Raw genomic sequence first — 25,080 nt, forward strand, 5'->3', positions numbered from 1 at the left:
TATCGGTCGCGGCAGGCCTTGTCGGTAAGGCCCGTCGCGACTGAAGTCGCTCCCACAAGGAAGCCGCTCCCGCTGCGCTTTGCTGGCTGCAGTGCCTGGACGAATGCGCTGGCTCCGGCGCTCACCGCGCCGGCGTCTGCAACGTGCGCAGCACCGACTTGTCGATGCTGGCCGCCACGCCGATGCTGCGCCCGGCGAGATTGGCCACCCGGTACTGCACCGCCACGCCCAGCACCTGGGTGGCCTGCGCCAGCGAAAGGCCGTAGTCCTGTTGCAGCCAGTGCAGCATGCCGGAGGTGGCCACGCGCAAGGCCTCGTCGCTGGAGCCGGCCTGGCCCAGCGTCATGATCTGCTCGGGCGATTCGACCCGCGGCATCGCGATCGCCCGGCGCTTGATCAGGTCGACCCGCAGTTCCACGTCCAGCGAAGTCTCCAGCGCCCATTGCGTGGTCTCGCCGTCGCCCTGCAGCGCGTGCCCGTCGCCGAGATAGAGCAGCGCGCCGGGCTGTTGCACCGGCAGATACACCGTATTGCCGGCGACCACCGCGTTGAAATCCATGTTGCCGCCGCTGGCGCCGGTATCGCCGGTGGACAGGGCGGCGCTGCCGAAGCCCGGCGCCAGCGCAAGGCCGCCGAGCATCGGCCGCAGCGGGATCGCGAAATGCTTCATCGGCCCTTCGGCATCGAGCGGCGACGCGAGCGAGGCGTCGCGGTCCAGGCGCCAGCGCACGTGCTTGCCGAGTCCGGCGGCTTGCGCGGCCACGCGCGGGGTCTGCAGGCGCCCAACCAGGCCATCGAGGCTGTCTGCACTGTCGCGGTTGAGCCGCAGCGAGACCAGATGGATGGCGAGCGTGTCGCCGGGTTCGGCGCCGGCCACGAAGAACGGCCCGACCTGTGGATTGCCGAACAGCGCGCGGGTGGTGCCGCTTGCGTCCACGCCGCCCGAATCCAGCGTCTGCGTGCGCAGCGTGTCGCCGGGCCAGAGCACCAGCACCGGCGCGCGATCGGCGCTGAAGGTATTGGCGTAATCGGCGGGCACGAAACGGTGCGTGCGTGCCGCGCCGCTGCTGCGTGCAGGCACGCGCCAAGCCTCGAAGGGGTGGGTGGCGCGTACGTCGGCGGCATTGGTATCGGGTTGGTCGCTGCGCCCGCGCATGCGCTCGCCATCGACGCTGCCGTCGAAGCGGTAGACGCGGCCATCGGCGGAGGTGGCCACGAACGCCACCGCATCGCCGTGGCGGGTGCCGCGTACCGGGTCGGCGTCCAGCCGTCCTTGCAGTTGCGTGCCGGTCGCGTCCAGTTCGAGCGTCTGATAGACGCGGTTGCCCCATAGATCCGTGGCCACGATCCATTGCTCGCCGCCCCATGCCGGCGCCGCTGCCGCCAATGCCAATGCCAATGCCAGTGCCGCGTTCCAGCGCATGCTTCGCCGCTTCATCGTCGTTTCCCTGATGCGTGGTCGTTGACTACATTTGTAGTTATTGGCCGCCGGGACTGGAAATGCCGGAAGTCACGCATCCAGGCTGTCGTCGCTGACGGCCTGCGTCGCGCGCCGTTCCCGCGGTCTCGATGAATGTCGCCGCACCAAGGTGGCGGCCTTTCCCTTGGTGCCGGCGCGTCCGCGCCCATGCTGTGCCTGCCGGCATTGGGCCGGTCACCTCCTCCAGGTACTGGTATGACCCCGCAAGAACAACAGCTTCTCGAAGATTTCCTGGCCCGCGTACGCGGCGCCGGCGGTGTGGCGAAGGATCCGCAGGCGGACGCGCTGATCCGCGAACGCCTGGCCGGCCAGCCCGATGCGGCCTATCTGCTGGTGCAGCGGGCGCTGCTGCTCGAGCATGCGCTGGAGACCGCCAAGGCGCAGATCGCGCAGCTGCAGCAGGCCGCGCCGCCGCCAGCGGCCGCCAGTTTTCTCGGCCAGGGATTCAGCGCGGGACCGCCGCCGTTGCCGCCGGCGCCCGCGCCGCAGGGCGCACCGGGGTGGCGCGAGCGCTTGTTCGGCGGTGGCGGTGGCGCGGCCGAACAGGCGCCGGTCGCGGCACCGGCTGCGCGTGGGCCGAGCTTCCTCGGCACCGCGGCCACGACGGCGGCCGGCGTGGCCGGCGGCATGTTCCTGTTCGAGGGCGTGGAGAGCCTGCTCGGCGGTCACCACGGCGGCGGATTCCTGGGCGGCGGCGCGTCGCAACCCGCCATGGTCGAGAACGTCACCAACAACTACTACGACGATGCGCCGCTGCAGGACGCCGATCAGGACTTTTCGGACGACACCAGCCCGGATGGCGACGACAACTGGACCTAGGGATCTGGACGCCTCGCTTGGCAGGCCCCTTGATGGGGCCAATGAGCGGGCGTTGTAGCGCATTGCGCCTGCGATGTCTGTCCGCCGTGGGCACTTTTCCCTGCTCTTCATCAAGCTGCCGCCGCATGGCCACGTTTCGCTGTCCAGCGTGGATGCTGCCTTGGCGGACGTCAGGTCGGGACTCGCCGCGGCGGGTCCCAGCCTGATGCTGGCGACAAGGCACGAAAGGCGACGCGCGAGGTTACGGCATGGTCGTCACGCCTGACGCGCAGCATGCATGGCCGGACGAATCTGCGGCCTGTCGGGCCGCAGATCCTCGGTGTGTCGTGCGCTGTGGCGAACGGACCATCGGTCCGGGCGCCGCAACGCAAACGCTCAGTTGCTGATGAACGTCGCCACGCTCTGCGGATCGACATAGAACGCAGTCTGGCCGTTGCTGACCTGATACGTGCCGCCGTAGCCGACATTGACGCTGGCCGAGGTGCTGTACTTGGTGAAGCTGGGCGCGCTGCCGCTGGGCAGGGTGACCTTCAGTTCGCGGTACTGGGTGCCGGTGTTGACCGCAACCAGCACGATCTTGTTGTCGGTCCGCTTGTAGGCGGTGACGGCGACGTCGCTGTACGGCGCGGCGGTGGCGCCGATCCGCTTGGCGCCGGGGCGCACGAAGCGCGCGTACTGCGCCATCGCGTAGCCGCGCTTGCTGATCGCACCGCCCTCGGTGATCAGGCCATAGCTGCGGCGGATGTACCACCAGATGTAGGCGCTGTAGTTGGCCGCCATGCTCTTGTGCAGCTCGCTCGCCACGCCCAGCGCGGACGGCCAGGCATTGCCGTCGGTGTTGTCGGTGTAGTGCTCGGTCATCCACAGCGGCTTGCCCTTGCTGCGTGCCAGCGGATAGTCCTTCGGCTGCACCCCGTACAGGTGTCCGCCGATGATGTCCACGTGCTGGCTGGCGCTGCTGTTGAGCAACGTGTCGGTCAGGTTGGGATTGAAGTTCAGCGACTCGGCGGCGAGCACTTTCAGGTTGCCGAATCCGGCGCCCTGGGCGCTGAGGAAGTTGGTGAAGTCGCTGGCGCTCCATTCCGCCGACTCGTAGTCCGGATGCCAGTCCGGCTCGTTCTGCAAGGAAAGCGCGTACAGCGGCGCGCCCTTTCCGGACATGTAGTTGGAGAAGTCCAGCAGATGCTTGGCGTAGGCGCCGTAGTACTGCGGCAGCAGCTTGCCGCCGTTGTTGAGGTTGTTGTTCGACTTCATGTACGCCGGCGGCGACCACGGCGAGGCCAGCAACAGCGCGCCATGCGCGCGCGCGCGCACCGCGGCCGGAACCTGCAGGCTCCAGCCGGAACTGGAGGGATCGATGCGCATGCGCATGATCGACAACCCGATCTGGCCCTCGCCGCTGCCGAAGGCCAGATCGACCTGGGCCGGCGTGAGGTCGGCGATCCAGCCGGCGCCGCTCATGCCGCCGAAGCCCTGGATGGTCTGGTGCGTTTCGCTGGGGGTGACGGCGACGTTCTGCGCCAAGGCCGGTGCGGTGGACAAGATCGCTGTGGCCATCGCCAGCACAGTGGCGAGGATCCGTGGTGTTCTCATGGTTGTCTCCGGGGGAATGGGACAGGGGCTTGTGGCAGGGCGTGACGCTACGCCGCCGACATGACATAGACAATCGCTGCATGCACCAAGCGCGGCAAGTGGGATGCAACGCGCAGGGAGGCAGGGATTGCATTCGCGAAGGCGTAGGACAGTCGCGAGCCTGCCCCGGGACACGCGCATAGCGAATGGCGATGCCGCGGCTACTGTGCAGGGCCGGCGCTGCGCATGCCGAACTGCGGGTGCATGCGCGAAAGCGGCCTTGCCGGTGCATTGCGGATACCAGGTGTTGTGCGGGTGCAATCCTGAGCCGCGCGGCCGCGACATCGCCTGCTTTGTGCACAGTTGCGCATCCAGGTTCGGCAAGTTACGCAAGTGCGCACATGGTACGTGCGTGCACAATGACGCTGGCGGCCGCCAGGGTTTGCCGGTCGCCTTTCCCCCCTCCCGACGAGTCCGCCTATGCCATCGCCTTCCTGGTTCCCGCAGCGTGCGATCGCGCTGTTGTTCGGCACGCTGTTCGCCCTGGCTGCCGTGGTGCCCGACGCTCGTGCCCAGGCCACCCGTTATGCCGATGCCGCGCCGGTGCTGTTGGGCGTGGCCTGGTATCCGGAGCAGTGGCCCGAGCAGCAATGGGAGCGCGATCTGGCCTTGATGGAGGCCGCGCACGTGCGTGTGGTCCGGATCGGCGAGTTCGCCTGGAGCCGCATGGAGCCGCGCGAGGGCCAGTACGATTTCGGATGGATGGACCGCGCCATCGCCGCGGCCGCGCGGCACCACATGGTGGTGGTGCTCGGCACGCCGACCGCCGCACCGCCGGCGTGGTTGACCCAGGCCTACCCGGACACGCTGCGCATCAGCCAGGATGGCGTTCGCGACGAACACGGCAACCGCCAGCAGTTCTCCTTCGCCAGCACACGCTATCGCCGCTTCGCGCGCGCCATCGCCGGGCAGATGGCGCAGCGCTATGGGCGCAATCCGCACGTGGTCGGCTGGCAACTGGACAACGAGTACGCGCAGGCCTCGTTCGATCCGGAGGCCAAGGCGCAGTTCCATGCCTGGCTGCAGCGCAAGTACGGCAGCATCGAAGCGTTGAACCAACGCTGGGCGACCGCGTACTGGAGCCAGACCTACAACGACTTCGCGCAGATCCCGGTGCATGAGGACGAGCAGAATCCGGCCCTGTTGCTGGAGTGGAAGCGCTTCGTCAGCGACACCTGGACCGACTATTCGCGCAATCAGATCGAGGCGATCCGCCCGCATGCCGACCCGCGCCAGTTCATCACCACCAACACCATGGGGTGGTTCGCCGGCTTCGATGCCTACAAGCTGCATGAGGTGCTCGACATCGCCGCGTGGGACGACTATGTCGCCGGGGAGCGGTACGACTGGGTGGACAATGCGGCGCGCCACGATCTCACCCGCGGCTACAAGCACCGCAACTACTGGGTGATGGAAACCCAGCCGGGCTTCGTCAACTGGCGCGCGACCAACGTGGCGCTGCGCAAGGGCCAAGTGCGGGCGATGGCCTGGCAGGCGGTGGCGCACGGTGCCGACGCGGTCGCGTACTGGCAGTGGCGCGCGGCGCCGAACGGGCAGGAGGAATACCACGGCACCCTGGTCGGCGCCGATGGCGAGCCGGTGCCGGTGTATGCGGAGATCCAGCAGGTCGGCGCGGAGTTCGCCAAGGCCGGCGGGGCGCTGGCGGGCACCACGCCGCATGCCGACGTCGCGCTGATCAACGATTTCGACAGCCGCTGGGCGCTGGGGTTCCAGAAGCATTCGGCCGATTTCGATGCGGTCGTGCAGATGAAGTCGTTCTACCGCCCGCTGCGGCAGCAGGCGCAGGTGGTCGACGTGGTCTCGGCGATGGCGCCGCTGGATGGCTACAAGCTGGTGGTGGCGCCGTCGCTCAACGTGCTCAGCGATGCGCAGGCGCAGCGCTTGAAGGCCTACGTCGAACGCGGCGGGCATCTGGTGCTGGGCCCGCGCAGCGCGATGAAGAACGCCGACAACGGCCTGCAGCCGCAGCGTCAGCCCGGCCCGTTGGGCGAGTTGCTGGGCGGGCGCGTGGAGCAGTTCTATGCGCTGGACAAGCCGATTCCGGTCGCCGGTGCGGCCGGCGAGGGCAGTGCCAAGATCTGGGCTGAGCAGCTAAAGGCACGTTCGCCGCAGACCGAGGTGCCGCTGCGCTATGGCCAAGCCAACGGCTGGCTGGACGGCGAGGCGGCGGTGCTGACCCGGCGTGTCGGCAAGGGCCGCATCAGCTACGTCGGCGCCTGGCTCGACGACGCCACCCTCGACCGCCTCACCGGCGACTGGCTGCGCGATGCGCAGGTGCGCGCGCCGCTGGCGGATGTGCCCGCGGACGTGGAAGTGGGTGTGCGCAGCGATGGCCGCCGCCGCGTCGTGGTGCTGATCAACCATGGCAGCGAAGCGCAGCAGGTGCGTCTGCCGGTGCCGATGCGCTCGCTGCTGAGCACGGGCGCGGCCAGCGACGTGGTGCAGCTGGCGCCGGAGGACGTGGCGGTGCTGGACGATCGCCGATGAGCGCGGTTGCGATGCGCGGCTGACGCCGTGCGGCCGATCCGTGCGTGCAGCACGTGTGGATCGGCGCAGGAACGGCCATGGCGGATGCCCCGCGCTGCGCGCGCATTGCGCGCAACGCGTCTCGCCGCGAAACTTGGCGCAGTAACGCCGGCTTCCTGCCGGCCGGGAGGGAGCCCGTGCGCGCGATCGATGCCGAGCACTATCTGATGGATGTGACGTTGAAGCAGGACCGCGTGGCGTCGATGCAGGCCTGGCCGTATTCGCTGCCGGCGGTGCGCAACCTGGGCGTGCTGCGCTTCCATCCGAAAGTGACCTTCATCGTCGGCGAGAACGGCAGCGGCAAGTCGACCCTGTTGGAAGCCATCGCGGTGGCCTGGGGCTTCAATGCCGAGGGCGGGACCAGGAATTTCAACTTCAGCACGCTGGCATCGCACTCCGACCTGCACCAGGCCTTGCGCCTGGGTCGCAGCGGCCGCCGTGCACGCGACGGATTCTTCCTGCGTGCGGAGAGTTTCTACAACGTCGCCAGCGAGATCGAGCGCCTGGATGGGGCGCCGTCGTTCGGCGCTCCCGTCATCGACAGTTACGGCGGCGTGTCGCTGCACGCGCAGTCGCATGGCGAGTCCTTCTTCGCGCTGATGCTGCATCGCTTCGGCGGCAACGGCTTCTACGTACTCGACGAGCCGGAGGCGGCGCTGTCGCCATCGCGGCAGATGGCGATGCTGACGCGTCTGCATCAGTTGGTGCAGCAGCGCTCGCAGTTCGTCATTGCGACCCATTCGCCGATCCTGATGGCGTACCCGCATGCCGACATCCTGCAGATCGGCGAGGATGGACTGCAGCGCGTCGAGTATCGCGACACCGAGCACTACCGGCTGACGCGCGCGTTCCTGGAGCAGCCGCAGCGCATGCTGGATACGTTGCTCGACGACGATTGAAGGCGCGGCGGTGCGTCACGGTCAAGTGCCGGCACCAGTGCCGACTCTGTAGAATGGCATCGCCAGCGGGCGTCGCCGCCGCCATCGCGTCGCGGCGTCTTCCTTTCCCACTGGAGTTGCGCGTGCCTTCCCATCCGATTTCGCCTGTCGGCCGTCTGTTCGCCGCCGCGGCCTTCTTCGAAGGCCTGACCTGGGCCGGGCTGCTGCTCGGCATGTTGCTCAAGTACGGCACCCAGACCACCGAACTGGGCGTATGGCTGTTCGGCCGCCTGCACGGGGTGGCGTTCCTGGTCTATCTGGTCGCCAGCGTGATCGCCGCGGTTCGGCTGCGCTGGCCGTGGTGGGCGTGGCTGTTGAGCCTGCTGGCGGCGTTGCCGCCGCTGGTCACGGTGCCGCTGGAAATGTGGTTCCGCCGCATCGGGCTGCTCGGCTTGCCGCGGCATCGCGCGGGGCGCTAGGCGCGGAAGGCCGGGCGCACGCTGCGCAACCTTGCATTCGGCGCACTGCTTCCTGTTCCACGGCGCCAGACAAAAAAAGCGGCCCGGAGGCCGCTTTTCCTGCTGCATCGGCGCTATCGCTCAGCCTTGGGTCACCAGCTTGATGTGGTGCTTCTTGGCGTAGGCATTCTGCGCGGCGTCCAGCGCGGTGGCGTCCTTGTCGAGGGTCTCCGATTCAGTGTTCAGCCGCTCCAGCAGCGGCTGCACCTGCGCTTCGGTGTAGCCGTCCGGCAGTGCGGCGATCTCCTGCAGCGTCGCCAGCACCGTGTCGGCGCCCTTCTGGTAGGCCTTCAGCTTGGCGTCCATGTCCTGCGCGTCTTCGGGAATGCCGAAGCCTTCGTAGGCCTTGCCGCTGCTGGCGATCTGCTTGCGCGGATTGTTCAGCGCGTTGCGGTGGGGCTGCATCGACTTCAGCGCGCTCGCATCGGCCAGCAGCTGCTCGCCGCGCTCGCCGCCGAGCCACGGCTCGGTCACCGTGCCAATGCCATTCCAGGTCGAGACGTTGTACATCAGGTAGTCGTCCGGCGACATGTTCTTGTTGCCGGTGGTGGGGTCGCAGGCGGACAGCACGGTCGCGCACAGGGCGAGCAGGACGAGGGTGACGAGATTCTTCAAGAGGATTTCCTTGGGACGAACGAGGTACGGGCCGGGCGACCGGCACGGTAACGACGGGACAAGGAAGTCACGCATGCGGCATGCCGGGGCGAGACCGGCGCGATCATCCTTGATGGGTGCAATGGCGGCAGTCCGGACGGTGCGCGGCCTGCCTTGGCGATGCGCGGCGATTATACCGGCAACGCCACGCGGGTAGGTCCGTTGCGCACGACGGACCTGTCTGCGGCGGCTATCATGCCCCCCCGCGCAGGCACGTCGAAGCCTGCGGCGCCACTGTCGTGCACCGTTCGCGGACGGGCGCGATGCGTCCTGCGTCGCGATCCTCGCCGCAGTCGCGCCAGCGCGTACAGGCGTGTCAGGCATGCGGGGATGCAAGGGACGATAGGCGATCACCGCGACGGAGCGAGACGATGGGCAAGCACACACGACGGCGACCTATTCACGCGGCACCCACCGGACCGTGGCGGCGGCTGGGCGACCGCCTGCGCCGGCCGGCCCTGTTGCTGGCCGCGGCGCTGCTGGTGACCACCGCGTTGTTGAAGCTGTTCCTGCTGGTGCAGGCCGTGTCGCGCGGCGTGCTGGTCACCAGCGGAGCGCGCGGCGGTCCGTCCCGGGTGTATCGGCTGGATGCCGACGCGGGGCAATACTGGTTCTGGATCGCCTGGGACGGGGTATTCACTGTCGCGTTGCTGCTGCTGGCCGGCGTCTTCGTGTGGACGCTGCTGCCGCCGCACAAGCGGCGGTAGCGCCCGGCCAGCGCGCCGACGTCACTTGCCCATGCAGCGGCGCCAGCGTTCGGCGACGCGCTGTGCGAACCAGGCGGTGGTGAGGGTACGGGTGATCTTCGGGCTCTCCAGGGTGATGCCGGGCAGCACCGCGCGCGGCAGCGGCTTGCCTGCGCTGCGCTCGGCCAACGCGAAGACCTTGCGATAGAGTTCGGTGTCGCCGAAGTCGGCAGCGTTGCCGCGCTCCAGTGCACGGCGGATTTCCTGGTCGCGCAGCGCCAGCCGTTCGCCAAGGCTGCGCGCGGCGCGCTCGGTGGCGCCGGGCTGGTCGATGCCCGCGCCGGGAATCAACAGATCGCCGTCCAACGCCAGGGTCGTGCCGCTGACCTTGGACAGCGCGGCCTGGAACGCCGCATTGCGGCTGGCGTACCAGCCGGCGTTGAAGTCGGCGAAGCGATACAGCAGGGCGTCGTAGTCGCTCGGGTAGCCGAGCAGGTGCCGCGTGCCGAACCAGACCCCGCCGCGGCGGCTGAACACCTCGTGGCGCACCGTGTCCTGCACCGGATACGGATACCCGTCGGTATGCGCCTCGGCGAAGGCAATGCTGACCTGCATCGGGCCACCGGTGCGCACCGGGTTCAGATCGCCGAACAGGCGCTGGCCCAGCGGCACGCTGCCGGCGACGTCCTCGAAGATGGCGCTGAGTTCCTGCTCGGTGCGCGCCGCGGCGATGCGCTCGCCATAGCTGCGGCCATTGGGCGACTTCAGCGCCAGCGCCGCATCGAGCATGAACCCGGGCACGTGCAGCGCCGCCGCGCGCCGGTCCAGTTCCGCGCGCGACAGTTTGCCGAGCCCGGGCACCGGCGGGTTGGCCCGATAGGTGGACTCCTGCTCGATCACCGCCAGCACCGCGCAGATGTTGTCGGCGCTGGTGGCCATCTCCTGCGAGGACAGCGCGACATAGACGTCGTTGGCCCAGCCGCTGCGGTCGGGAATCGTCGCCGGAATGCGCCGTGCGATGTCGGCCTTGACCTCGGCCGGGGTGCGCTCAGGCGCGCGCGGCGCCTGCGTGGCGCATGCGCTCAGCAGCGCGGTGGCGCACAGGACGAGCAGGCGGGCGAGCGTTGAGAAGGGCGGGTGCTGCATGGATCCGGTGGCAGGCGCGACACCGTTGTCGCACGCGCCATCCTACAGGCGCGTCGGGCTGCGATGCGCCATGCACGAGCCGGGCCTAGCGCGGCGCTTCGTCCTCGTCGGGCGCCCGGACATGCGCCGCGAATCCGCTCCGGCCCGGGGCGACCTCCGGCCGCAGCGTCAGTTCCGGAATGGCGTAGTCGCCGCCGTTCTGCGTGCGGAACGCGATCGGCGGCGTGCTCCACAGTGTGTCCAGGCGCTGGCCGAGCGCATCGCGGGTCTGTGCGAACCGGTCCGCATCCATGCGGCCGGTGCGGTGGACCACGAACGGCGGCAGCACGTCGAAGCCGGGGTAGTGCAGGATGCCGTGCTGGATCGGGAACAGCAGCTCGTCGATCGGGCCGTTGATGCCGCGCGGCGCGTAGTGCGACTCCCAGCCGCCGGTGCTGACGATCAGCATCGCGCGCTTGCCTGCCAGCGTGCCTTCGCCATAGCGGGCGCCCCAGCGCGCATCGGAATGTTCGCCGACGCCGTAGGCGAACCCATACGCATACACGCGGTCCACCCAGCCTTTCAGGATCGCCGGCAGCGAGAACCACCACAGCGGGAACTGCAGCAGCACGGCGTCCGCCCAGCGCAGCTTGTCCTGCTCGGTGGCGATGTCCGCGCTCTGGCGGCCGTCGGCGAAGGCGCGCTTGGAAGCGAGCGACGGATCGAAGCGATCGCCGTGCGCGTGGTTCAGGCTGTCCTGCGCGTCGAGCGTGGGCTTCCATCGCATCGCGTACAGGTCCGACACCTGCACGTGGTGCCCGGCGGCCTGCAGGCGCTGCACGGCGAAGTCCTTGAGCGCGCCGTTGAGCGACCTCGGTTCGGGGTGGGCGTAGACCAGCAACACGTTCATGGGCGGGCTCGGTGACGGGACGCAGGCAAGGTAGGCCGCGGCTCGCTATAGTAGAAATGAATTAATGAAATTCCAGCTATTGCCATGATTAATTTCGGACGCCTGGACCTGAACCTGCTGCTGACCCTGGACGCGCTGCTCGCCGAGCACAATGTGACCCGTGCGGCCGCGCGCCTGCACCTGTCGCAGCCTTCGGTCAGCGTGCACCTGGCCAAGCTGCGCGAGGCGCTGGACGATCCGCTGCTGCTGCCCGGGCCGCGCGGCATGCGCCCGACCGCGCGCGCCGACGCCTTGCGCGCGCCGCTGCGGCAGGCGCTGGAGACGCTGCAGCGTGCCGTCGCGCCGGCCCCGCCGTTCGATCCTGCGCAGGCCGGCAACACGTGGCGCGTGGCGGCGACCGACTACGGCGAATCGACCATCGTGCTGCCGGCGCTGGCGGCATTGCGCCGCGCGGCGCCGGGCACGCGCTTGGCGGTGTTGGAGATGTCGCCGTTACAGATCGCGCGCCAGGCCGAGCAGGGCGAGATCGATCTGGCCCTGCATACGCGCGAGGATGCGCCGCCGAACCTGCGCCAACGCACCCTGTTCGCCGAGCGCTACGTGCTGGCCGGCCGTGCCGGGCATCCGCGCCTGCAGCGGCGGCCGACGCTGGCGCAGTTCTGCAAGCTCGAACACGTGATCGTGTCGCCGGACGGCGGCGGTTTCAGCGGCGTCACCGACGCGGCGCTGCACGAACGCGGGTTGCAGCGCCGGGTGGTGCTGTCGGTGCCGCACTTCCTGTTCGTCATCGACGCGCTGCTGCGCAGCGATCTGGTGGCGATGCTGCCGGAGCGGCTGTTGCGCGATCAGCCCGGTCTGAAGGTCTGCGCGCCGCCGGTGGAGGTGGCCGGTTACGAGATGGCCATGCTGTGGCACGAGCGTGTGCACCGCGATCCGGCGCATCGCTGGCTGCGCGAGCATATCGCCGCTTCGGTTTGAATGGCGCACGCTTGGCTTCGGGTGTGCTGCACGCTATCGGAGTGGTTCGGATGGCGTCGGGTTGGCCGCTCGCGGCGGGCTGCCTGTCGCGGCTGAAGCCGCTCCTACAAAGGGCGTGCGGCACGGGTCGAACTGGCTAGCGGCGCGTCGCCAATACGCCGTCCAACGCGAGCTCTGCGCGGAAGCCGGCCTTGTCCAGGCGCTTGGCCACCTCGCGCGGTACGTCGCGGCCGCTGGTCAGCTTGTTCGGGCTGCCGGTGTAGTGGAACAGCCGCCCGCCACGGCGCAGCACCCGCGCCAGCTGGTCGTAGAACACCTGCGAATACAGTTCGCCGGCGATGCCGAAGCGCGGCGGGTCGTGCAGCAGCGCATCCATCGACTCGCTGGCGATCGCGCCGATGGCCTCGGCCACATCGGCGTGCGCGAGCTGCAGGCGGCCGTCGCTGGCCGCCGGATCCGGCGACCATGGATTGAGCGTGCGCAGCCACAGCACGTCGGCGTTCTTCTCGAACGAGTGCAGCTGCGTCACGCCGGCCTCCAGCGCGCAGGCGGCGAAATAGCCGAGCCCGCCGCACGTATCCAGCACTCGCTTGCCGCGCGGTTCGATCAGCGCGACCTTGCGCCGCGCGTCCTCGAACGGCGACAGCTGTGCGCTGGGCAGCATCTTGATGCCGTCGATCTCGAAGGTCGGCGCGCCCCATTCGGTCGGCACCAGCTTGATCAGCGCGCCGCCGAAGCGCGACACCGGCGCGAAGTCCTCGCCGTCCCAGTAATAGATCGTGCGGTCCTTGAGTTTCGGCGGATACGGGTAGGTCTGCCCGCCCCACTGCCAGCCGTCCGCGGCGAGCAGCGCCTGACCCTCGCTGCGCTGCAGATCCAGCGACCCGGACCAGCGGGCGGCGCCGCCATCGCGTGCGGCAAGCAGCGCTGCGGCGAGCGGGCGGGTCAGCAGGGGGCCGGAGTAGGGATTCACAGGGTTGGCACGTTGCGTCATCGAACGCCAGATCCAGCGGTCGTGACGGAGGAGGGGATGGGGCTGGCATCGTAACCGACGCGCTGCGGCACGGATATCGCCGCTGTGGAGGATCTGCGGCCTGGGGCAGCGTAGTTGTCGCTTCGCGCAAGGTCGCCGCCACGCAGTTGAAGATTCATTGGCTAAACGCCGCAAGGCTCTCGGGCAACGGTGGCCTGAAGCGCCAAGGCCCCGCGGAAGCAGGGCCTTGGCGTGCAGACAGCGACGTTTGGTACTCAGACCGCCATTCCGCCCCGTGCCTGCGCAGGCTCCTGCTGGAGCGTGTGCTGTTGCTGCAGTTCCTGCCCGCGCTGCTGGCTGTGCAGATCGATTTGACGCGTGCTCTCCTGCAGCGACGGCGCCTGCTCGAGATCGACGCGCGCGCGGAAACCCGGCGTGGTGCCAGCGACGAAGGCGACGTTGTCGCGTACCGTCACTTCCTGGATCTGCTGCGGGCCGTTGACGCCCTCGGCCTTCGCGGACTGCAGGGTATACGCGACCTGGGCGTCGGTGGCGTCAGGCATGCGTTCGCGTAGATGCTCGAAGTAGGGGTTCTCGGGATGCGTCGCTTCCGAGACCAGCGGCGTTTGCTTGGCCTCGGCCAGCGCCTCTCGCGTGTTGCGTCCGACGACCGCGTCGTCGTCCAACCCGTGCGCGCGCTGGAAATCCTGCAGGGCGTGGCGGGTATTGCGGCCGAAATCGCCGTCCGGGTTCAGCGGCTTGCCGTCGGCGCCGCGGTAACCCAGTTCGGACAGTTGTTCCTGCAGTGCGCGCGTCTGGTTGCTGCGTTCGTCTCCGCCCATGCGCGCCAATTGGTCCAGCGTGACCTTGCCGCTCTGGATGTCGGCGACCAGTTCCGGAGTGATGGTCTGCGCCCATTGGTCCGCGGCTCGCACGCGCTCGTCGGCGCCATTGTCGCCGCCGTTGATGATGCGTCCGGCGGCACGTGCATCGTCGCGCAGGTTCTGCGGCACGCGGTCTTCCCAGTAGGCCACCGCGAGGTTGGCGGCGGTCTGCGGCTCGGCGGCCAGGTCGGGATTGTTGGCGAGGTCGACACCGAAGCGTTCGCCATAGCGCTCGTAGTTGTCGCGGCCGGTGTACTGCAGGTAGCCGCGGCCATGGAAACGCCAGCCGTCGCCTGGCTCGGTGTTGCCGATATCGGGGCGGTTCTCGTACATCACGGTGGCGATGCGCTGCGGATCGCGACTGGCGACGGCCTCTTCGACCTGTTGGCGAGTGAAGCGGTCGTCGGCAGAGGACACCGCGCCGATCAGGCTGTCGGCCGAGGTGTAGCCCATGTTCTCGTGCATGCGGCGGAAGTGGCCGGTCTCGACGGCCGCGTTCCCCATCAGGTTGGCCAGTTCCGCGGGCGAGGTGATGCCGGAATCGACCGCGGTCTTCAACAGCAGTGCCGAACTCTCGTTGAAACGGGGCATGTTCTACTCCTTGAGATGGGCTATTGGATAACGGCCCGGTGCTTGTCCATTGCCTTTTGCAGTTGTTCCGGATCGATCTGCGCGATAGGGGTCCAGGGAAGGTCCGCGGGATAGCGCACCGTTCCGCGAAGCACGTCCATCGTGCCGGTCTTGGGGTTCTCGGTCGGTGCGGCGCTGCTCGCTTCGGCGAGATACCACGCTTGTTTGGTGGTGTCGTACTTCAGGGTGTAGGTGACGTTGCTGCGCGCCTGCTGGTTGATGTAGACGATTTCCTGGGGTTTGAGGGTCAGGTTGTCGTCCAGGCGCGTCGCGTTCCGCGCTACGTCGTTGTAGAGGCAGTCGACGGCCTGCGGACTGCGATCGGACACGGTCCATGCCTTGCCCGTCTGTTGCAGCACCAGGAGTTCGCAGGTATTGCCCGAGGCGGCGGCGGTGGCATGACGGACGATGGCCACGGCATCGTCCTGGCCGTCGCCGGTCAGGTCGTGGTTCTTGAAGGCGAGGATGTGGTCGTCCGGCTTGAGCAGCGGGCGCAGCGACGCCTCGCCGAAGTCGGCTTCCGTGGCAATGGGAGGCGGAGCGCTCGCGACGGCTGGGCTGGCAGCGTTAGCGTTGGCGGGCGGCGCCGCTTCCGCAGATTCGGTGGCGGCAGGCTTGCAGGCCGCCAGGCTCGCGGCGATCAGCAGAGGTAGACACTTGTGTAGTGAGGTCATTGAACGGCTCTCCGGATCTGCAGGCGCGATTGCGCACATGGCGAACGGGCTGGAGGAGCGGAAACCGTCATGTCCAAGGAGGTGGCACCTCTCCCTGTGCTTCATGCGGCATCCCGTTCCATGGACGCGGCCGCGAGCGTAGGCCCGTGGCGATGGCCGCGTTATAGCAAGGGAATGCTTAAAAAATCGTTTCGGCTCAAAAAGCGGCCCGCGCCGAATCGATGCATGGCCGCGAGGCAGCGCCTCCGCCGGACGCAGGGTCGGGATCGGACGGGCTATGGCAAGCGGTTTGCATCGAACGCATATCGGCGGCGAGTCCCATATCCATCGCCATGTCGCCTCGCAAATGGGTACCCCACCGGCATAATGCGGATCTCTCTCGCGTCCATGTCGATACGGACGCTCTCCGATCGCAAGAGGCTTATGATGCTCAAAGGTGTGCTGCTCGGTTTCGCCTGCTACGCCGCCTATTCGATCAGCGATGCGTTCGTGAAGGGCCTGGAGGGCGCGCTGCCGGCCTACGAAGTGGTGTTCTTCGGCGCGCTGCTGATGCTCACCGCGCTGCCGTTCCTGAAGAAGCGTGGCGACCGCTGGCGCGAGGTGGTGGTGGCGCAGCGTCCCAGCATCTGGTTGCTGCGCGCGTTCACCGGTGCGATCGGCAATCTTTCCGCGGTCACCGCGTTCACCCTGTTGCCGATGGCCGAGGCGTTCGCGCTGATCTTCCTGATGCCGATCTTCGTCACCTTGCTGTCGGTGCTGCTGCTCAAGGAAGAGGTGCGCTGGCGGCGCTGGCTGGCGGTGATCGTCGGCTTTATCGGGGTGCTGATCGTGCTGCGGCCGGGCTTCCGGCACCTGGGCGAGGGCCACGTCGCGGCCATCGTTTGCGGGTTGGTCGGCGCGGTGTCGGTGATCAGCCTGCGCATGGCCGGGCCTGGGGAGAAACGCCTCACCCTGTACGGTGCCGGCGTGCTCGGCCCGTTGCTGATGGGGGCGCTGCTGATGCTGCCGACCTTCGTGTGGCCGACGCCGCAGCAGTGGCTGCTGCTGGCCGGCTACGGCCTGCCCGCCGGCTTGGCCGCGATCTTGCTGATGTACGCCTCGCGCGCCGCACCGGTCAGCGCGGTGGCGCCGACCCAGTACAGCCAGATGCTGTGGGCGATCGGTTTCGGCTACTGGCTGTTCCACGACCATCTGGACTGGCCGATGCTGGTGGGCATCGCGCTGATCCTGGGCGCCGGGCTGTTCACTCTGGTGCGCGAGGAGAAGGTCACGCAGTGGTGGCGGCGCACCAAGATCGTGTGACGCGGCGGCGCGCTGGCGCCGGGCTATGCGGTCAAGCGCCGCGGCGCGGCCCGCGGCTGACGCCGGCGCGTGGCGGGCGTGCTGCCGCCGCAGCTGAATCGTCCGGGCTCGGGCGCGTTGACGCTTCACCCGCGGCGGAGGATGCTCGCGCCCTCTCCGCCACGAAGCCGATCCCGATGATCACGATCCACCGCATCGCCGGAACGTCCGCGCAGCCGTTCTGCTGGGTGGACCTGTGCCAGCCCAGCGGCGAGGAGCTGGCCGAGGCCGACCGGAGCGTGGGCTTCGCCTTGCCCACGCGTGCGGCGATCGGCGAGATCGAGTTCAGCAGCCGGGTGCGCATCCAGGGCGATGTGCTGTTCCTCAACGTGCCGCGGTTCCAGGACGAGGACGGCCCGACCGCGCCGCTGGGCTTCGCGCTGTCGCCGCGGGTGCTGGTGACCCAGCGCGAGCAGCGCATGGGCTCGCTGGAAGCGGTGGCCGCGAAACTGGAGCAGAGTCCGTGCCGGACCAGCGACGATCTGCTGCTGCGCCTGCTCGACCAAGTGGTCGGGCAACTGGCGGACCGGCTGGAAGCGCTGGAGGCGGAGATCACCGAGACCACCCGCGTGGCCTTCGACCAACCGCACACCTCGCGCGACCTGGAGCGGATGCTGCACGCGGTCGGCGGCATGGGGCGGCGGCTGGGCGGCATGCACAACGCCGGCCAGGGCCTGTTGCGCCTGGCCACCTACCTGGACGGCGCCGCGCCGGACTGGTTCGGCGCCGATGCGGCCAAGCGCATCGGCCTGTTGCACAAGGACCTGGTCACCCTGAGCGAGTTCGAGCAGCACCTGGACGACCGCGTCGAGTTCCTGCTCGACAGCGTGCTGGGCATGATCAACATGGACCAGAACAACGTGATGAAGGTGATGGCGGTGGCGTCGGTGGTGGGTATCCCGCCGACGGTGCTGGTCGGCATCTGGGGCATGAACTTCGCCTACATGCCCGAACTCAAGTGGCACGACGCCTATTTCTGGGCGCTGGGCGTGATCGCGCTGAGCGTGGTGCTGCCGCTGGCGTGGTTCCGGCGTCGCGGCTGGGTGTGATGGCGTCGCACGATGGCGGCCGCCTCGATGGGCGGCACCGCCGGCGCCTGCGCTAGGCCGCGAGGCTGTCGGCCTCGGCTTCGGCTTCGCTGTCGCCGGGCTCCTCGCCGCTGACGTGCTGCACCGGCGCGATGTCCCAGGACACCGTATCCGGATCGATCAGCGCGTGGATCGCGGCGCCGCGCAGCTCGCGCATCAGCCGCCGCGCCGAGGCGGTGCCGTGCGCCACGCTGTCCCACAGCAGCATGTCGACCACGGTGCCGTCGCGGCGCCGCGCGATGCGCCGCGAGCGGAAACCGGGCTGGCGCTGCAGCCAGGCGTCGACCTCGGCGTTGGCGCGCAGGAAGGTGCGCCAGGTGCAGTCCTGCAGGCGGAAGGTGGTGATTTCCAGGGCTTCGGTATGCGCTTGCATCGGTTCAGCCCTGCGTTTTGCGCGGCGCGGCGCGGTGGTGGGAGGGGCAACGGCGCGCCGTCGCGGCGGCGCTCGGCGCGTTGGGGGAAGGGGAGGGGAGCAGGATGGGCATGGGAGCACTCCGGTAGACGCGGCGGGGGATCCAGCCTGCACAGGATGCGAGCGCGGCGCCGCGGCGCGTTATCGCGATCCCGCGGAATTCTTGTCCGATCCTGCAAACCGTGCCGACGCGGCGTCCGCGCCGCCGCAGCATCAGGCAAGCTGTACATCCCTGGATCGACCGCCACTGCGCCTTACGCCGATGACTGCGCTTGCCGACCGCTACCAAGAAATGGCCACCCTGGTTGCCCGATTGACCACCGCCGACGGCGAGGGCGACACCGCCATCGACGGCTTCTTCTGTTCGCACCGCACCGCGCCATCGCCCAAGACGCATGCCGCGCAGTGGCCGTGCTTCGCCCTGGTGGTACAGGGCGAGAAGTGCCTGAGCCTGGGCACCGAGGAATACCGCTACGGCGTCGGCAATTACCTGCTGGTGGCGCTGGACCTGCCGGTGGTGTCGCGGATCACCCAGGCCAGCCCGGAGCGGCCGCTGCTGGGCGTGGCCATGGCGATCCGCCCGGACCGGCTGCGCGACCTGCTCGAGCGCATCCCGCTGCCGGCGCAGGCCAGTGCCGTGTGCGTGCGCGGGGTGTCGGTCAACACCGCCGACCCGGCGCTGCTGGATGCCGCGCTGCGCATGCTCAGGCTGCTCGAGCGGCCCGAGGACATCGCCGCGATGGCGCCGCTGATCGAGCAGGAGATCCTGTATCGCCTGCTGACCGGCCCGTGCGGGCCGAACCTGCTGCGCATCGCGCAGGAGGACAGTCCCAGCAACCGCATCGCCAAGGCGATCGCGTGGCTGCGCCAGCACTATGCCGAGCCGGTGCGGATCGAGGACCTGGCGCGCCATGTCAACATGAGCGCCTCGTCGCTGCATCACCATTTCAACGCGGTGACCGCGATGACCCCGCTGCAATACCAGAAGCAGTTGCGCCTGCGCGAGGCGCGGCGACTGATGGTGGTGGAGCGGATGGACGTGGGCTCGGCCGGCTATCGCGTCGGCTACCAGAGCCCCTCGCAGTTCAGCCGCGAATACAGCCGCCTGTACGGCCGTTCGCCGCGCAACGACCTGGCCGAGCAGCTCGGCCTGGCGGGTTGATCGCGCTCCCGATCCGCACTGGCGCCGCCTGTTGCGGACGCATGCGCTGAAGCCGCTGCGATGCACCACGCCGCAGGCGCTTCCCTGCGCCGCGCGCTTTGTCTAAGGTGCCTGACCATTCGTCGCGCGGGCAGGGCATGAGAAAGACCGGGGTGTGGCTGCTGTCGCTGGCGCTGCTGTCGCTCGCGGTGTTCGCGTGGTGGCCGAACCTGCGCCCGCACAGCGCGGCGCGCGCCTCCAACGCACCGGCGCCGACGCCGCTGGGCTGGCTGGCGCAGTTGCAGTGGGTGGCCGGCGACGGCGTGCGCGGCCTGGCCGACGGCGCCGCGGCGCGCGCACGCTTCGCCGATCCCTACGGCATCGTGGTCGATGCGCACGGGGTGCTGTACGTGGCCGATGCCGGCGACAACAACCGCATTCGCCGCATCGGCCGCGACGGCACGGTCGCCACTGTCGCCGGCGGCGCCGAAGGTTTCGTCGACGGCATCGCCGGCGCGGCGCGGTTCGATACGCCCTCGGGCATCGCCGTGGATGCGGCGGGCACGCTGTACATCGCCGATACCGGCAACCACGCGATCCGCAAGCTCACCGCGCAGGGCGTGGTGACGACATTGGCCGGCGACGGCACCGCCGGCTTCCGCGACGGTCCGGCGGCGCAGGCGCGCTTCAACGGCCCGATGGGCGTGGCGGTGGATGCGCAGGGACGCGTCTACGTCGCCGACACCTACAACGACCGCATCCGTGTGATCGAACGCGACGGCCAGGTGCGCACGCTCGCCGGCGGCGAGCGCCCCGGCTATGCCGATGGCCTGGGCGCCGCTGCGCGCTTCGATACGCCGACCGACCTGAAGGTGGATCGTGCCGGCGTGCTGTGGATCGCCGATCTGCGCAATAACGCGATCCGCCAGCTGCTGCCGGACGGACGGGTGGTCACCCTGGCCGGCGCCAGCGACGCGTCGCCGCTGGCGCGGCCGCTGAGCCTGGGGCTCACCTTCGATGGCCACGGCTACGTCGGCAGCGACGATGGCCGGGTGTTGCAGGTCACTTCGACCGGGCACGTGCTGGTGTTGTCCGGCGAACGCAGCGAGACCAGTCTTGCGCGTCCGGCCGGCGTCACCGTCGCCGCGGACGGCGTGGTCTACGTCACCGATGCCGGCAGTGCGCGCGTGCACCGGTTGTCGCCGACCACACCGCAGGCCGCCGCCGCCGCCGCGCCAGCGGTGATCGGGCCGGCCGCCACGCAGCCGCTGCCGCTCACCCACGGCCGCTGGCCGCTGCGCCCGCAGGACGGCTGGCACGAGCTGGTCGGCACGCTCGGCGAAGTGCGCGGCAACTATCAGGGCGAGAGCCGCGACCATCTGCACGCCGGCCTGGATATCCGCGGCGACGTCGGGCAGACGGTCTACGCCATCGCCGACGGCAAGGTCGCCAGCGCCAGCGCGACCTGGGCGCTGGGCAAGCTGGGCGAAGGCATGGCGCTGGACCAGCTCGGCTACATCCACATGCGCGTGGGCCGCACCGCGCAGGGCACGGTGCTGGACCCGCAGCGCTTCCATCTGCTCGTCGACGACAGCGGCGCACCGGAGCGGGTGCGGGTGCTGCGCGGCACCCGCTTCGCCGCTGGCGAGGCGCTGGGCACGATCAACGCGATGGCGCACGTGCACTTGAGCGTCGGCGCCAGCGGCTTCGAACGCAACGCGGTGCTGCTGGGCTTCCGCGACTACGCCGACCACTACCCGCCGCAGATCCAGCGCATCGAGCTGCGCGATGCCGCGGGCCAAGCGCTGCCGGCGACGCGCGGGCGCGTGCGGGTGGCGCGCGGCAACGGCGGCGTGCAGATCGTGGTGGAGGCCTGGGACCAGGTCGACCGCAACCTGCCGCGTCGGCGCCTGGGGCTGTATGCGCTCGGCTACGAAGTGCTCGATGCGCAGGGCCGGCAGCTGCCCGGCGCCACGCCGGCGCGGCCGAGCATCGAGTTCGATCGGATGCCCGCCGATCCGGATGCGGTGAAGCTGGCGTACGCCGCCGACAGCGGCATCACCGTGCACGGCAGCGCGCGGACCCGCTTCCGTTACGTGGTGACCAACACCGTGCGCGATGGCCGCATCGCCGAAGGCCTGTGGCAGCCGGGCGCGCTGCCCGCCGGCGACTACCTGATCCGCATCGCCGCGCGCGACTACAGCGGCAACCAGGCCACGGCTAACCGCGATCTGCCGGTGACGCTGGAGTAGGCGGGCGACAGCGCATCGGAATGCTCAGGCGCAGCGTGCCGGCTGGAGAGACGGCTGTGGAGTCGCTTCTCTTGTCCATCTGCAGAGATGAAATCCCTTGTGGGAGCGACTTCAGTCGCGACGGGGGGTGTATCGGGAAAACCCGTCGCGACTGAAGTCGCTCCCACAACGCTGCGTTGGCGCCGAACGCCCGGTGGAAAGCGCTCGGGCGCAATCATCGGCGGGCTTCAGTCGCGACGGCGCTGGAGCCGCTTTCTTGTCTGTCCGCAGGCATGGATCCCTTGTAGGAGCGACTTCAGTCGCGACAGGGTGTATCGGGAAGGCCTGTCGCGACTGACGTCGCTCCCACAATGCGGCGTTGGCGTTGGCGTTGGCGTCGAGCGGCCGAGCGGCCGAGCGGAAGGCGCTCGCGCACGGTGATCTCGCGCGCGGGACACCGGTTGCGTCCCCGCGCAATGGCGATCGCTAACGCATGCGCCTACTGCAGCTGCTTGAGCCGTTCGACGATTTCTTCGGCATGGCGGCCGACCAATCCTTCGGAGGTGCCCCAGGCGCTGGTATTGGTCGACTCGACATCGAAGCGCGCCGCGGTCTTGCCGTCCGCGCCGGCGACTTCGATCCGGCTCTTGATCTTGTCGCGCCCGGCCATGATGCCGGCCCAGAAACGCGCCCCGTTGCTGCGCATGTAGTAATGGTCGATGGTGATCGTCATCTTGCGCGCGTCCGCCTTGCCTTCGGCACCGCGCAGATGCGCCGCGTCCAGCTTCTCGTCGAGCTGGCGCTGGAACATGCCCAGGCTTTCGGCGTCGGTGTCTGCGTTGCCCTTGATCTGATACCAGTAGGTTTCCGGCGCGGCGGCCTTGTAGCTCTGGCGTACCACGCTGTTGGTCGAGCACCCGGCCAGCAGCATGACGCCCGCCAATGCGAGCGCGCTCCATACGTTCTTCATGATGCCCCCTTGTCGATGTCCTTTTCTGCCGGGGCGATCGCCGCCGGCGTCGGCAGCATAGCGCGGCGTCGATGCCGCTGCCGCTGTCTCTGCCCCAACGATTGGTGCCGCGCGGAAGCAGCTGCGGCGATGGGCCGTTCGCGTTGCGAGGCTAGTCCGCATCCCCCAGCCACGGCGCCTGCGCCTTGCGGTACTCGCCGCTGGCCTTGCTCAGGTGCAGCCACTGGTCCACGTAGGCCTTCCAGGCCATGTCGTCGCGCGGCAGCAGGAACGCCTTTTCGCTGTATTGCAGCGGCTGCTGCGGGTTCACCGCGCACAGCCCGGGAACGCGGCGCTGCTGGAAACGCGCTTCCGAGGCATCGGTGATCATCACGTCGGCGCGGCCCTCGGCCAGTTCGCGGAAGATCGCGGTGTTGTCGTCGGACAGGGTCAGCCGCGCCTGCGGCAGCTCGCGGCGGGCGAAGGCCTCGTTGGTGCCGCCGCGCGGCTCGATCAGCCGCACCTCGGCGCGGTTGATCTGGGCGACGTCGCGATAGCGGTCCTGGTCGGCGCAGCGCACCAGCGGGATCTTGCCGTCCACCTCGAGTACGGCGCTGAACCAGGCGTGGCGTTGCCGCGGCAGCGACACCGAGATGCCGCCGACGGCGATGTCGCAGCGGTCGGCGAGCAGGTCCGGCAGCAGCGTCGCCCAGCGCGTGGGTACCCAGCGCACCGGCACTTCCAGGCTGGCCGCGAGCGATTGCGCCAGGGCGATGTCGATGCCTTCGTAGCGACCGTCGGCGCGCAGCAGGCTGTGCGGCAGGTAGTCGCCGGTCGTGCATACGCGCAGCGCGCCGCGTTGCGCGATGGCGTCCAGGTGCGACGTCGCGGCGGCTGCCGGCAGCGCCGCGGCCGCGCTCAGCAGGCAGGCGCCTAGCCATCGGATCATTGCGTTCTCCAACAGGATATCGGGGCGCCGGCGTGCGCTGGCTGTACGCCGGCTGTCGCGACATCGGCGCGCGCCACCTTAGCCGGTTTCCTCGCCGCATGGCGCAGCGTCAAGCGCGGCAGGGGTTTTGCACCTGCAATCCGGCGGCGCATGCCGGGACATGGCCGTTGTGGACGCCGGCCGACACGTTTCGGCACAGGAACTCACGGCACCATAGCGGGGTCCGGAGACAATCCTCCGGTGGACGCATACCCTGCTATGGAATCTCGATCGTCGTGACGTCTGCGCCTGCGGAAGACCGCCTGCTGCGCCTGGGCGCGGCGGCCACCACGTTGCTGATCCTGCTGCTGCTGGGCCGATTGCTGCTGATCGCGCCGTCGCCGCCGCCGGCGCATGCCCACGATGCGCTGCGGCTGGTGTTCGTGCCGCGGCCGGTGCCGGCTGCCGCACCGCCGCCGCAATCGCCGGCCGCCCAGTCCGCGCCGCATGCCGCGGCACGGCGCGCGCCGGCCGCCGCACGCGCGGCGCAAGCGCCGCTGCCGCCACCGACCCGCACCGCGGCCCCCGTGGCCACGCAGGCCGCGCCGATGAGTGCGACGCTGTACACCCGCGACGGCAGCGCACGGCTGCCGGACGGCGTGGCGGTGGATCCGTTCGCCGAGGCGCAGGGCACGCCGCCGGGCACCACCAACCCGCGCGATCTGGCCAAGGCCAAGCGCCTGCTCGAGCGTCCCAATCCGATCGACTACCGGCCCACCCGCTTCGACAAGGACTGGGCCAGCGACGGCACCCTGGGCGACGTGGCGATGCAGGGCATCGGCGATGCGATGAAGAAGATGCTGCCCAAGAGCACCCATCAGCCGGCGGTGGCGCGGCCGCCGCCGGAGGTGCGCTTCAATCCCGGCTTGCACGAGCGCCCGGGCGATCTGGGCAGCGAGGCCACCGGCGACGCCTACAAGGGCGCGCCGATCGCATTCGAGAAGGCGCCCGGGCTGGACGGCGAGGCCAGCCGCCGCATCCGCAAGGCGATCGGCGAGCTGGAGCGGCGCCGCGCGGCCTGCCCGGCGGCGCAGCGCAGCCGCCTGCTGCAATCGGTGCTGGACAACCTGGATGCGCTGCAGCGGGTGGAAAGCGCCATGGCCAAGGGCGCCGACCCGATCCAGGCGCAGCAGACGCTGCCGCGCGCCGCCGACAGCGCCTACGACCTGGCGCGGCGCGCGCTGTGGTATGCGGATCAGAAGCTGGCGGTCTGCGCGCCGTAAGGGGGGGGCACAGGCCGCTCGCCTTTGCAGGAGCGGCTTCAGCCGCGACAGGCAGCCGAAGGTCTCTGTCGCGGCTGAAGCCGCTCCTACAGTGCACACACCATCGTGGCGGGGCGTTCCTCGCTCGTGCCGGCGGCCGGTGCGCAATGGTGCGTGCCCCAGAGGTTGGCGACTTGCGCGCCCAAGTTGTTCGTCCGCTGAGCTGCCCTTGTAGGAGCGGTTCAACCGCAAAGGAAGAAGCCATCCGGTATCCGGCTTCGATGCAGTCGGGACTGAAGTCCCTCCCACAGTGCACCCAGCCGGCTCGCCGCGAGTCCCT

Annotated in this window: 22 protein-coding genes; 11 read left to right on the top strand and 11 right to left on the bottom strand. The window is 69.4% G+C overall.

Features of this window, described 5'->3' with window-relative positions:
• Positions 1-121 precede the first annotated feature (121 nt).
• On the bottom strand, positions 122-1,438 hold the full coding sequence (locus tag J2Y70_RS14280) for an acetamidase/formamidase family protein (RefSeq protein WP_309918759.1): 1,317 nt from the start codon (positions 1,436-1,438) through the stop codon (positions 122-124).
• A gap of 237 nt (positions 1,439-1,675) precedes the next feature.
• Between J2Y70_RS14280 and J2Y70_RS14285 the strand changes: the two genes are divergently transcribed.
• On the top strand, positions 1,676-2,299 hold the full coding sequence (locus J2Y70_RS14285; protein ID WP_309918762.1) for a DUF2076 family protein: 624 nt from the start codon (positions 1,676-1,678) through the stop codon (positions 2,297-2,299).
• A 375-nt stretch (positions 2,300-2,674) separates the two neighbouring features.
• Here the strand turns inward: J2Y70_RS14285 and J2Y70_RS14290 are convergent, their stop codons facing one another.
• Positions 2,675-3,856: a glycoside hydrolase family 30 beta sandwich domain-containing protein gene (locus J2Y70_RS14290; protein ID WP_309918941.1), complete on the bottom strand. Its 1,182-nt coding sequence runs from the start codon at positions 3,854-3,856 to the stop codon at positions 2,675-2,677.
• 495 nt (positions 3,857-4,351) lie between these two features.
• Here J2Y70_RS14290 and J2Y70_RS14295 point away from each other — a divergent pair, with 495 nt between their 5' ends.
• The 3 genes from J2Y70_RS14295 to J2Y70_RS14305 all read left to right on the top strand — a co-directional run bounded on the left by J2Y70_RS14295 (position 4,352) and on the right by J2Y70_RS14305 (position 7,835).
• Positions 4,352-6,439 (top strand): beta-galactosidase, encoded by a 2,088-nt coding sequence (locus J2Y70_RS14295; RefSeq protein ID WP_309918765.1) that lies wholly within the window; start codon positions 4,352-4,354, stop codon positions 6,437-6,439.
• A 176-nt stretch (positions 6,440-6,615) separates the two neighbouring features.
• Positions 6,616-7,377: an AAA family ATPase gene (locus J2Y70_RS14300; RefSeq protein WP_309918768.1), complete on the top strand. Its 762-nt coding sequence runs from the start codon at positions 6,616-6,618 to the stop codon at positions 7,375-7,377.
• Between the two features lie 116 nt (positions 7,378-7,493).
• Positions 7,494-7,835 carry a DUF3817 domain-containing protein gene (locus tag J2Y70_RS14305; protein WP_309918771.1) on the top strand — a complete coding sequence of 114 codons (342 nt, stop codon included), beginning with the start codon at positions 7,494-7,496 and terminating at the stop codon, positions 7,833-7,835.
• 120 nt (positions 7,836-7,955) lie between these two features.
• On the opposite strand, the gene J2Y70_RS14310 is transcribed toward J2Y70_RS14305, so the two are convergent.
• Positions 7,956-8,489, bottom strand: coding sequence for a hypothetical protein (locus tag J2Y70_RS14310; protein ID WP_309918774.1), 534 nt, complete (start codon positions 8,487-8,489; stop codon positions 7,956-7,958).
• 410 nt (positions 8,490-8,899) lie between these two features.
• Here J2Y70_RS14310 and J2Y70_RS14315 point away from each other — a divergent pair, with 410 nt between their 5' ends.
• On the top strand, positions 8,900-9,235 hold the full coding sequence (locus J2Y70_RS14315) for a hypothetical protein (RefSeq protein ID WP_309918777.1): 336 nt from the start codon (positions 8,900-8,902) through the stop codon (positions 9,233-9,235).
• Between the two features lie 21 nt (positions 9,236-9,256).
• On the opposite strand, the gene J2Y70_RS14320 is transcribed toward J2Y70_RS14315, so the two are convergent.
• Both J2Y70_RS14320 and J2Y70_RS14325 read right to left on the bottom strand, forming a co-directional pair.
• Positions 9,257-10,360: a DUF1615 domain-containing protein gene (locus tag J2Y70_RS14320; RefSeq protein WP_309918778.1), complete on the bottom strand. Its 1,104-nt coding sequence runs from the start codon at positions 10,358-10,360 to the stop codon at positions 9,257-9,259.
• A gap of 85 nt (positions 10,361-10,445) precedes the next feature.
• Entirely contained in the window at positions 10,446-11,249 is an 804-nt protein-coding gene (locus tag J2Y70_RS14325; protein WP_309918781.1) for an NAD(P)H-dependent oxidoreductase, read from the bottom strand.
• 84 nt (positions 11,250-11,333) lie between these two features.
• Here J2Y70_RS14325 and J2Y70_RS14330 point away from each other — a divergent pair, with 84 nt between their 5' ends.
• Complete coding sequence (locus tag J2Y70_RS14330; protein WP_309918784.1) at positions 11,334-12,227, top strand: LysR family transcriptional regulator; 894 nt, start codon at positions 11,334-11,336, stop codon at positions 12,225-12,227.
• 136 nt (positions 12,228-12,363) lie between these two features.
• Here the strand turns inward: J2Y70_RS14330 and J2Y70_RS14335 are convergent, their stop codons facing one another.
• The 3 genes from J2Y70_RS14335 to J2Y70_RS14345 form a co-directional block, all read right to left on the bottom strand.
• Complete coding sequence (locus J2Y70_RS14335; RefSeq protein WP_309918787.1) at positions 12,364-13,221, bottom strand: SAM-dependent methyltransferase; 858 nt, start codon at positions 13,219-13,221, stop codon at positions 12,364-12,366.
• A gap of 254 nt (positions 13,222-13,475) precedes the next feature.
• Complete coding sequence (locus tag J2Y70_RS14340; RefSeq protein WP_309918790.1) at positions 13,476-14,675, bottom strand: peptidoglycan-binding protein; 1,200 nt, start codon at positions 14,673-14,675, stop codon at positions 13,476-13,478.
• Between the two features lie 20 nt (positions 14,676-14,695).
• The gene (locus J2Y70_RS14345; protein WP_263397010.1) at positions 14,696-15,388 is read right to left on the bottom strand and encodes a hypothetical protein; all 693 of its coding nucleotides are present in this window, start codon (positions 15,386-15,388) and stop codon (positions 14,696-14,698) included.
• A 426-nt stretch (positions 15,389-15,814) separates the two neighbouring features.
• Here J2Y70_RS14345 and J2Y70_RS14350 point away from each other — a divergent pair, with 426 nt between their 5' ends.
• The gene (locus tag J2Y70_RS14350; RefSeq protein ID WP_309918795.1) at positions 15,815-16,690 is read left to right on the top strand and encodes a DMT family transporter; all 876 of its coding nucleotides are present in this window, start codon (positions 15,815-15,817) and stop codon (positions 16,688-16,690) included.
• Positions 16,691-16,866: 176 nt separating this feature from the next.
• Positions 16,867-17,778, top strand: coding sequence for a CorA family divalent cation transporter (locus J2Y70_RS14355; protein ID WP_263397011.1), 912 nt, complete (start codon positions 16,867-16,869; stop codon positions 17,776-17,778).
• Positions 17,779-17,830: 52 nt separating this feature from the next.
• Here J2Y70_RS14355 and J2Y70_RS14360 read toward each other — a convergent pair whose 3' ends face one another.
• The gene (locus J2Y70_RS14360) at positions 17,831-18,190 is read right to left on the bottom strand and encodes a hypothetical protein (RefSeq protein ID WP_263397012.1); all 360 of its coding nucleotides are present in this window, start codon (positions 18,188-18,190) and stop codon (positions 17,831-17,833) included.
• Positions 18,191-18,491: 301 nt separating this feature from the next.
• On the opposite strand from J2Y70_RS14360, the gene J2Y70_RS14365 reads away from it, so the two are divergent.
• Both J2Y70_RS14365 and J2Y70_RS14370 read left to right on the top strand, forming a co-directional pair.
• Complete coding sequence (locus tag J2Y70_RS14365; RefSeq protein WP_309918802.1) at positions 18,492-19,391, top strand: AraC family transcriptional regulator; 900 nt, start codon at positions 18,492-18,494, stop codon at positions 19,389-19,391.
• A 137-nt stretch (positions 19,392-19,528) separates the two neighbouring features.
• Positions 19,529-21,622, top strand: a complete 2,094-nt coding sequence (locus tag J2Y70_RS14370) for a gluconolaconase (RefSeq protein WP_309918805.1) — start codon at positions 19,529-19,531, stop codon at positions 21,620-21,622.
• A gap of 478 nt (positions 21,623-22,100) precedes the next feature.
• On the opposite strand, the gene J2Y70_RS14375 is transcribed toward J2Y70_RS14370, so the two are convergent.
• Both J2Y70_RS14375 and J2Y70_RS14380 read right to left on the bottom strand, forming a co-directional pair.
• Positions 22,101-22,571 carry a DUF4410 domain-containing protein gene (locus J2Y70_RS14375; protein WP_263397015.1) on the bottom strand — a complete coding sequence of 157 codons (471 nt, stop codon included), beginning with the start codon at positions 22,569-22,571 and terminating at the stop codon, positions 22,101-22,103.
• A gap of 151 nt (positions 22,572-22,722) precedes the next feature.
• Positions 22,723-23,499: a transporter substrate-binding domain-containing protein gene (locus tag J2Y70_RS14380; RefSeq protein ID WP_309918809.1), complete on the bottom strand. Its 777-nt coding sequence runs from the start codon at positions 23,497-23,499 to the stop codon at positions 22,723-22,725.
• 275 nt (positions 23,500-23,774) lie between these two features.
• Here J2Y70_RS14380 and J2Y70_RS14385 point away from each other — a divergent pair, with 275 nt between their 5' ends.
• The gene (locus J2Y70_RS14385; protein WP_309918812.1) at positions 23,775-24,761 is read left to right on the top strand and encodes a hypothetical protein; all 987 of its coding nucleotides are present in this window, start codon (positions 23,775-23,777) and stop codon (positions 24,759-24,761) included.
• The last annotated feature ends 319 nt before the right edge of the window (positions 24,762-25,080 follow it).

This window comes from Xanthomonas sp. 1678, assembly GCF_031455575.1.
In the GTDB taxonomy this organism is placed as follows: domain Bacteria; phylum Pseudomonadota; class Gammaproteobacteria; order Xanthomonadales; family Xanthomonadaceae; genus Xanthomonas_A.

What these genes read in the sequence shown, in the direction of transcription:
- J2Y70_RS14280 (WP_309918759.1), bottom strand. Translation starts at nt 1,438, where the DNA reads ATGAAGCGGCGAAGCATGCGCTGGAACGCGGCACTGGCATTGGCATTG.
- J2Y70_RS14285 (WP_309918762.1), top strand. Translation starts at nt 1,676, where the DNA reads ATGACCCCGCAAGAACAACAGCTTCTCGAAGATTTCCTGGCCCGCGTA.
- J2Y70_RS14290 (WP_309918941.1), bottom strand. Translation starts at nt 3,856, where the DNA reads ATGGCCACAGCGATCTTGTCCACCGCACCGGCCTTGGCGCAGAACGTC.
- J2Y70_RS14295 (WP_309918765.1), top strand. Translation starts at nt 4,352, where the DNA reads ATGCCATCGCCTTCCTGGTTCCCGCAGCGTGCGATCGCGCTGTTGTTC.
- J2Y70_RS14315 (WP_309918777.1), top strand. Translation starts at nt 8,900, where the DNA reads ATGGGCAAGCACACACGACGGCGACCTATTCACGCGGCACCCACCGGA.
- J2Y70_RS14320 (WP_309918778.1), bottom strand. Translation starts at nt 10,360, where the DNA reads ATGCAGCACCCGCCCTTCTCAACGCTCGCCCGCCTGCTCGTCCTGTGC.
- J2Y70_RS14325 (WP_309918781.1), bottom strand. Translation starts at nt 11,249, where the DNA reads ATGAACGTGTTGCTGGTCTACGCCCACCCCGAACCGAGGTCGCTCAAC.
- J2Y70_RS14330 (WP_309918784.1), top strand. Translation starts at nt 11,334, where the DNA reads ATGATTAATTTCGGACGCCTGGACCTGAACCTGCTGCTGACCCTGGAC.
- J2Y70_RS14335 (WP_309918787.1), bottom strand. Translation starts at nt 13,221, where the DNA reads ATGACGCAACGTGCCAACCCTGTGAATCCCTACTCCGGCCCCCTGCTG.
- J2Y70_RS14340 (WP_309918790.1), bottom strand. Translation starts at nt 14,675, where the DNA reads ATGCCCCGTTTCAACGAGAGTTCGGCACTGCTGTTGAAGACCGCGGTC.
- J2Y70_RS14345 (WP_263397010.1), bottom strand. Translation starts at nt 15,388, where the DNA reads ATGACCTCACTACACAAGTGTCTACCTCTGCTGATCGCCGCGAGCCTG.
- J2Y70_RS14350 (WP_309918795.1), top strand. Translation starts at nt 15,815, where the DNA reads ATGCTCAAAGGTGTGCTGCTCGGTTTCGCCTGCTACGCCGCCTATTCG.
- J2Y70_RS14355 (WP_263397011.1), top strand. Translation starts at nt 16,867, where the DNA reads ATGATCACGATCCACCGCATCGCCGGAACGTCCGCGCAGCCGTTCTGC.
- J2Y70_RS14360 (WP_263397012.1), bottom strand. Translation starts at nt 18,190, where the DNA reads ATGCAAGCGCATACCGAAGCCCTGGAAATCACCACCTTCCGCCTGCAG.
- J2Y70_RS14365 (WP_309918802.1), top strand. Translation starts at nt 18,492, where the DNA reads ATGACTGCGCTTGCCGACCGCTACCAAGAAATGGCCACCCTGGTTGCC.
- J2Y70_RS14370 (WP_309918805.1), top strand. Translation starts at nt 19,529, where the DNA reads ATGAGAAAGACCGGGGTGTGGCTGCTGTCGCTGGCGCTGCTGTCGCTC.
- J2Y70_RS14375 (WP_263397015.1), bottom strand. Translation starts at nt 22,571, where the DNA reads ATGAAGAACGTATGGAGCGCGCTCGCATTGGCGGGCGTCATGCTGCTG.
- J2Y70_RS14380 (WP_309918809.1), bottom strand. Translation starts at nt 23,499, where the DNA reads ATGATCCGATGGCTAGGCGCCTGCCTGCTGAGCGCGGCCGCGGCGCTG.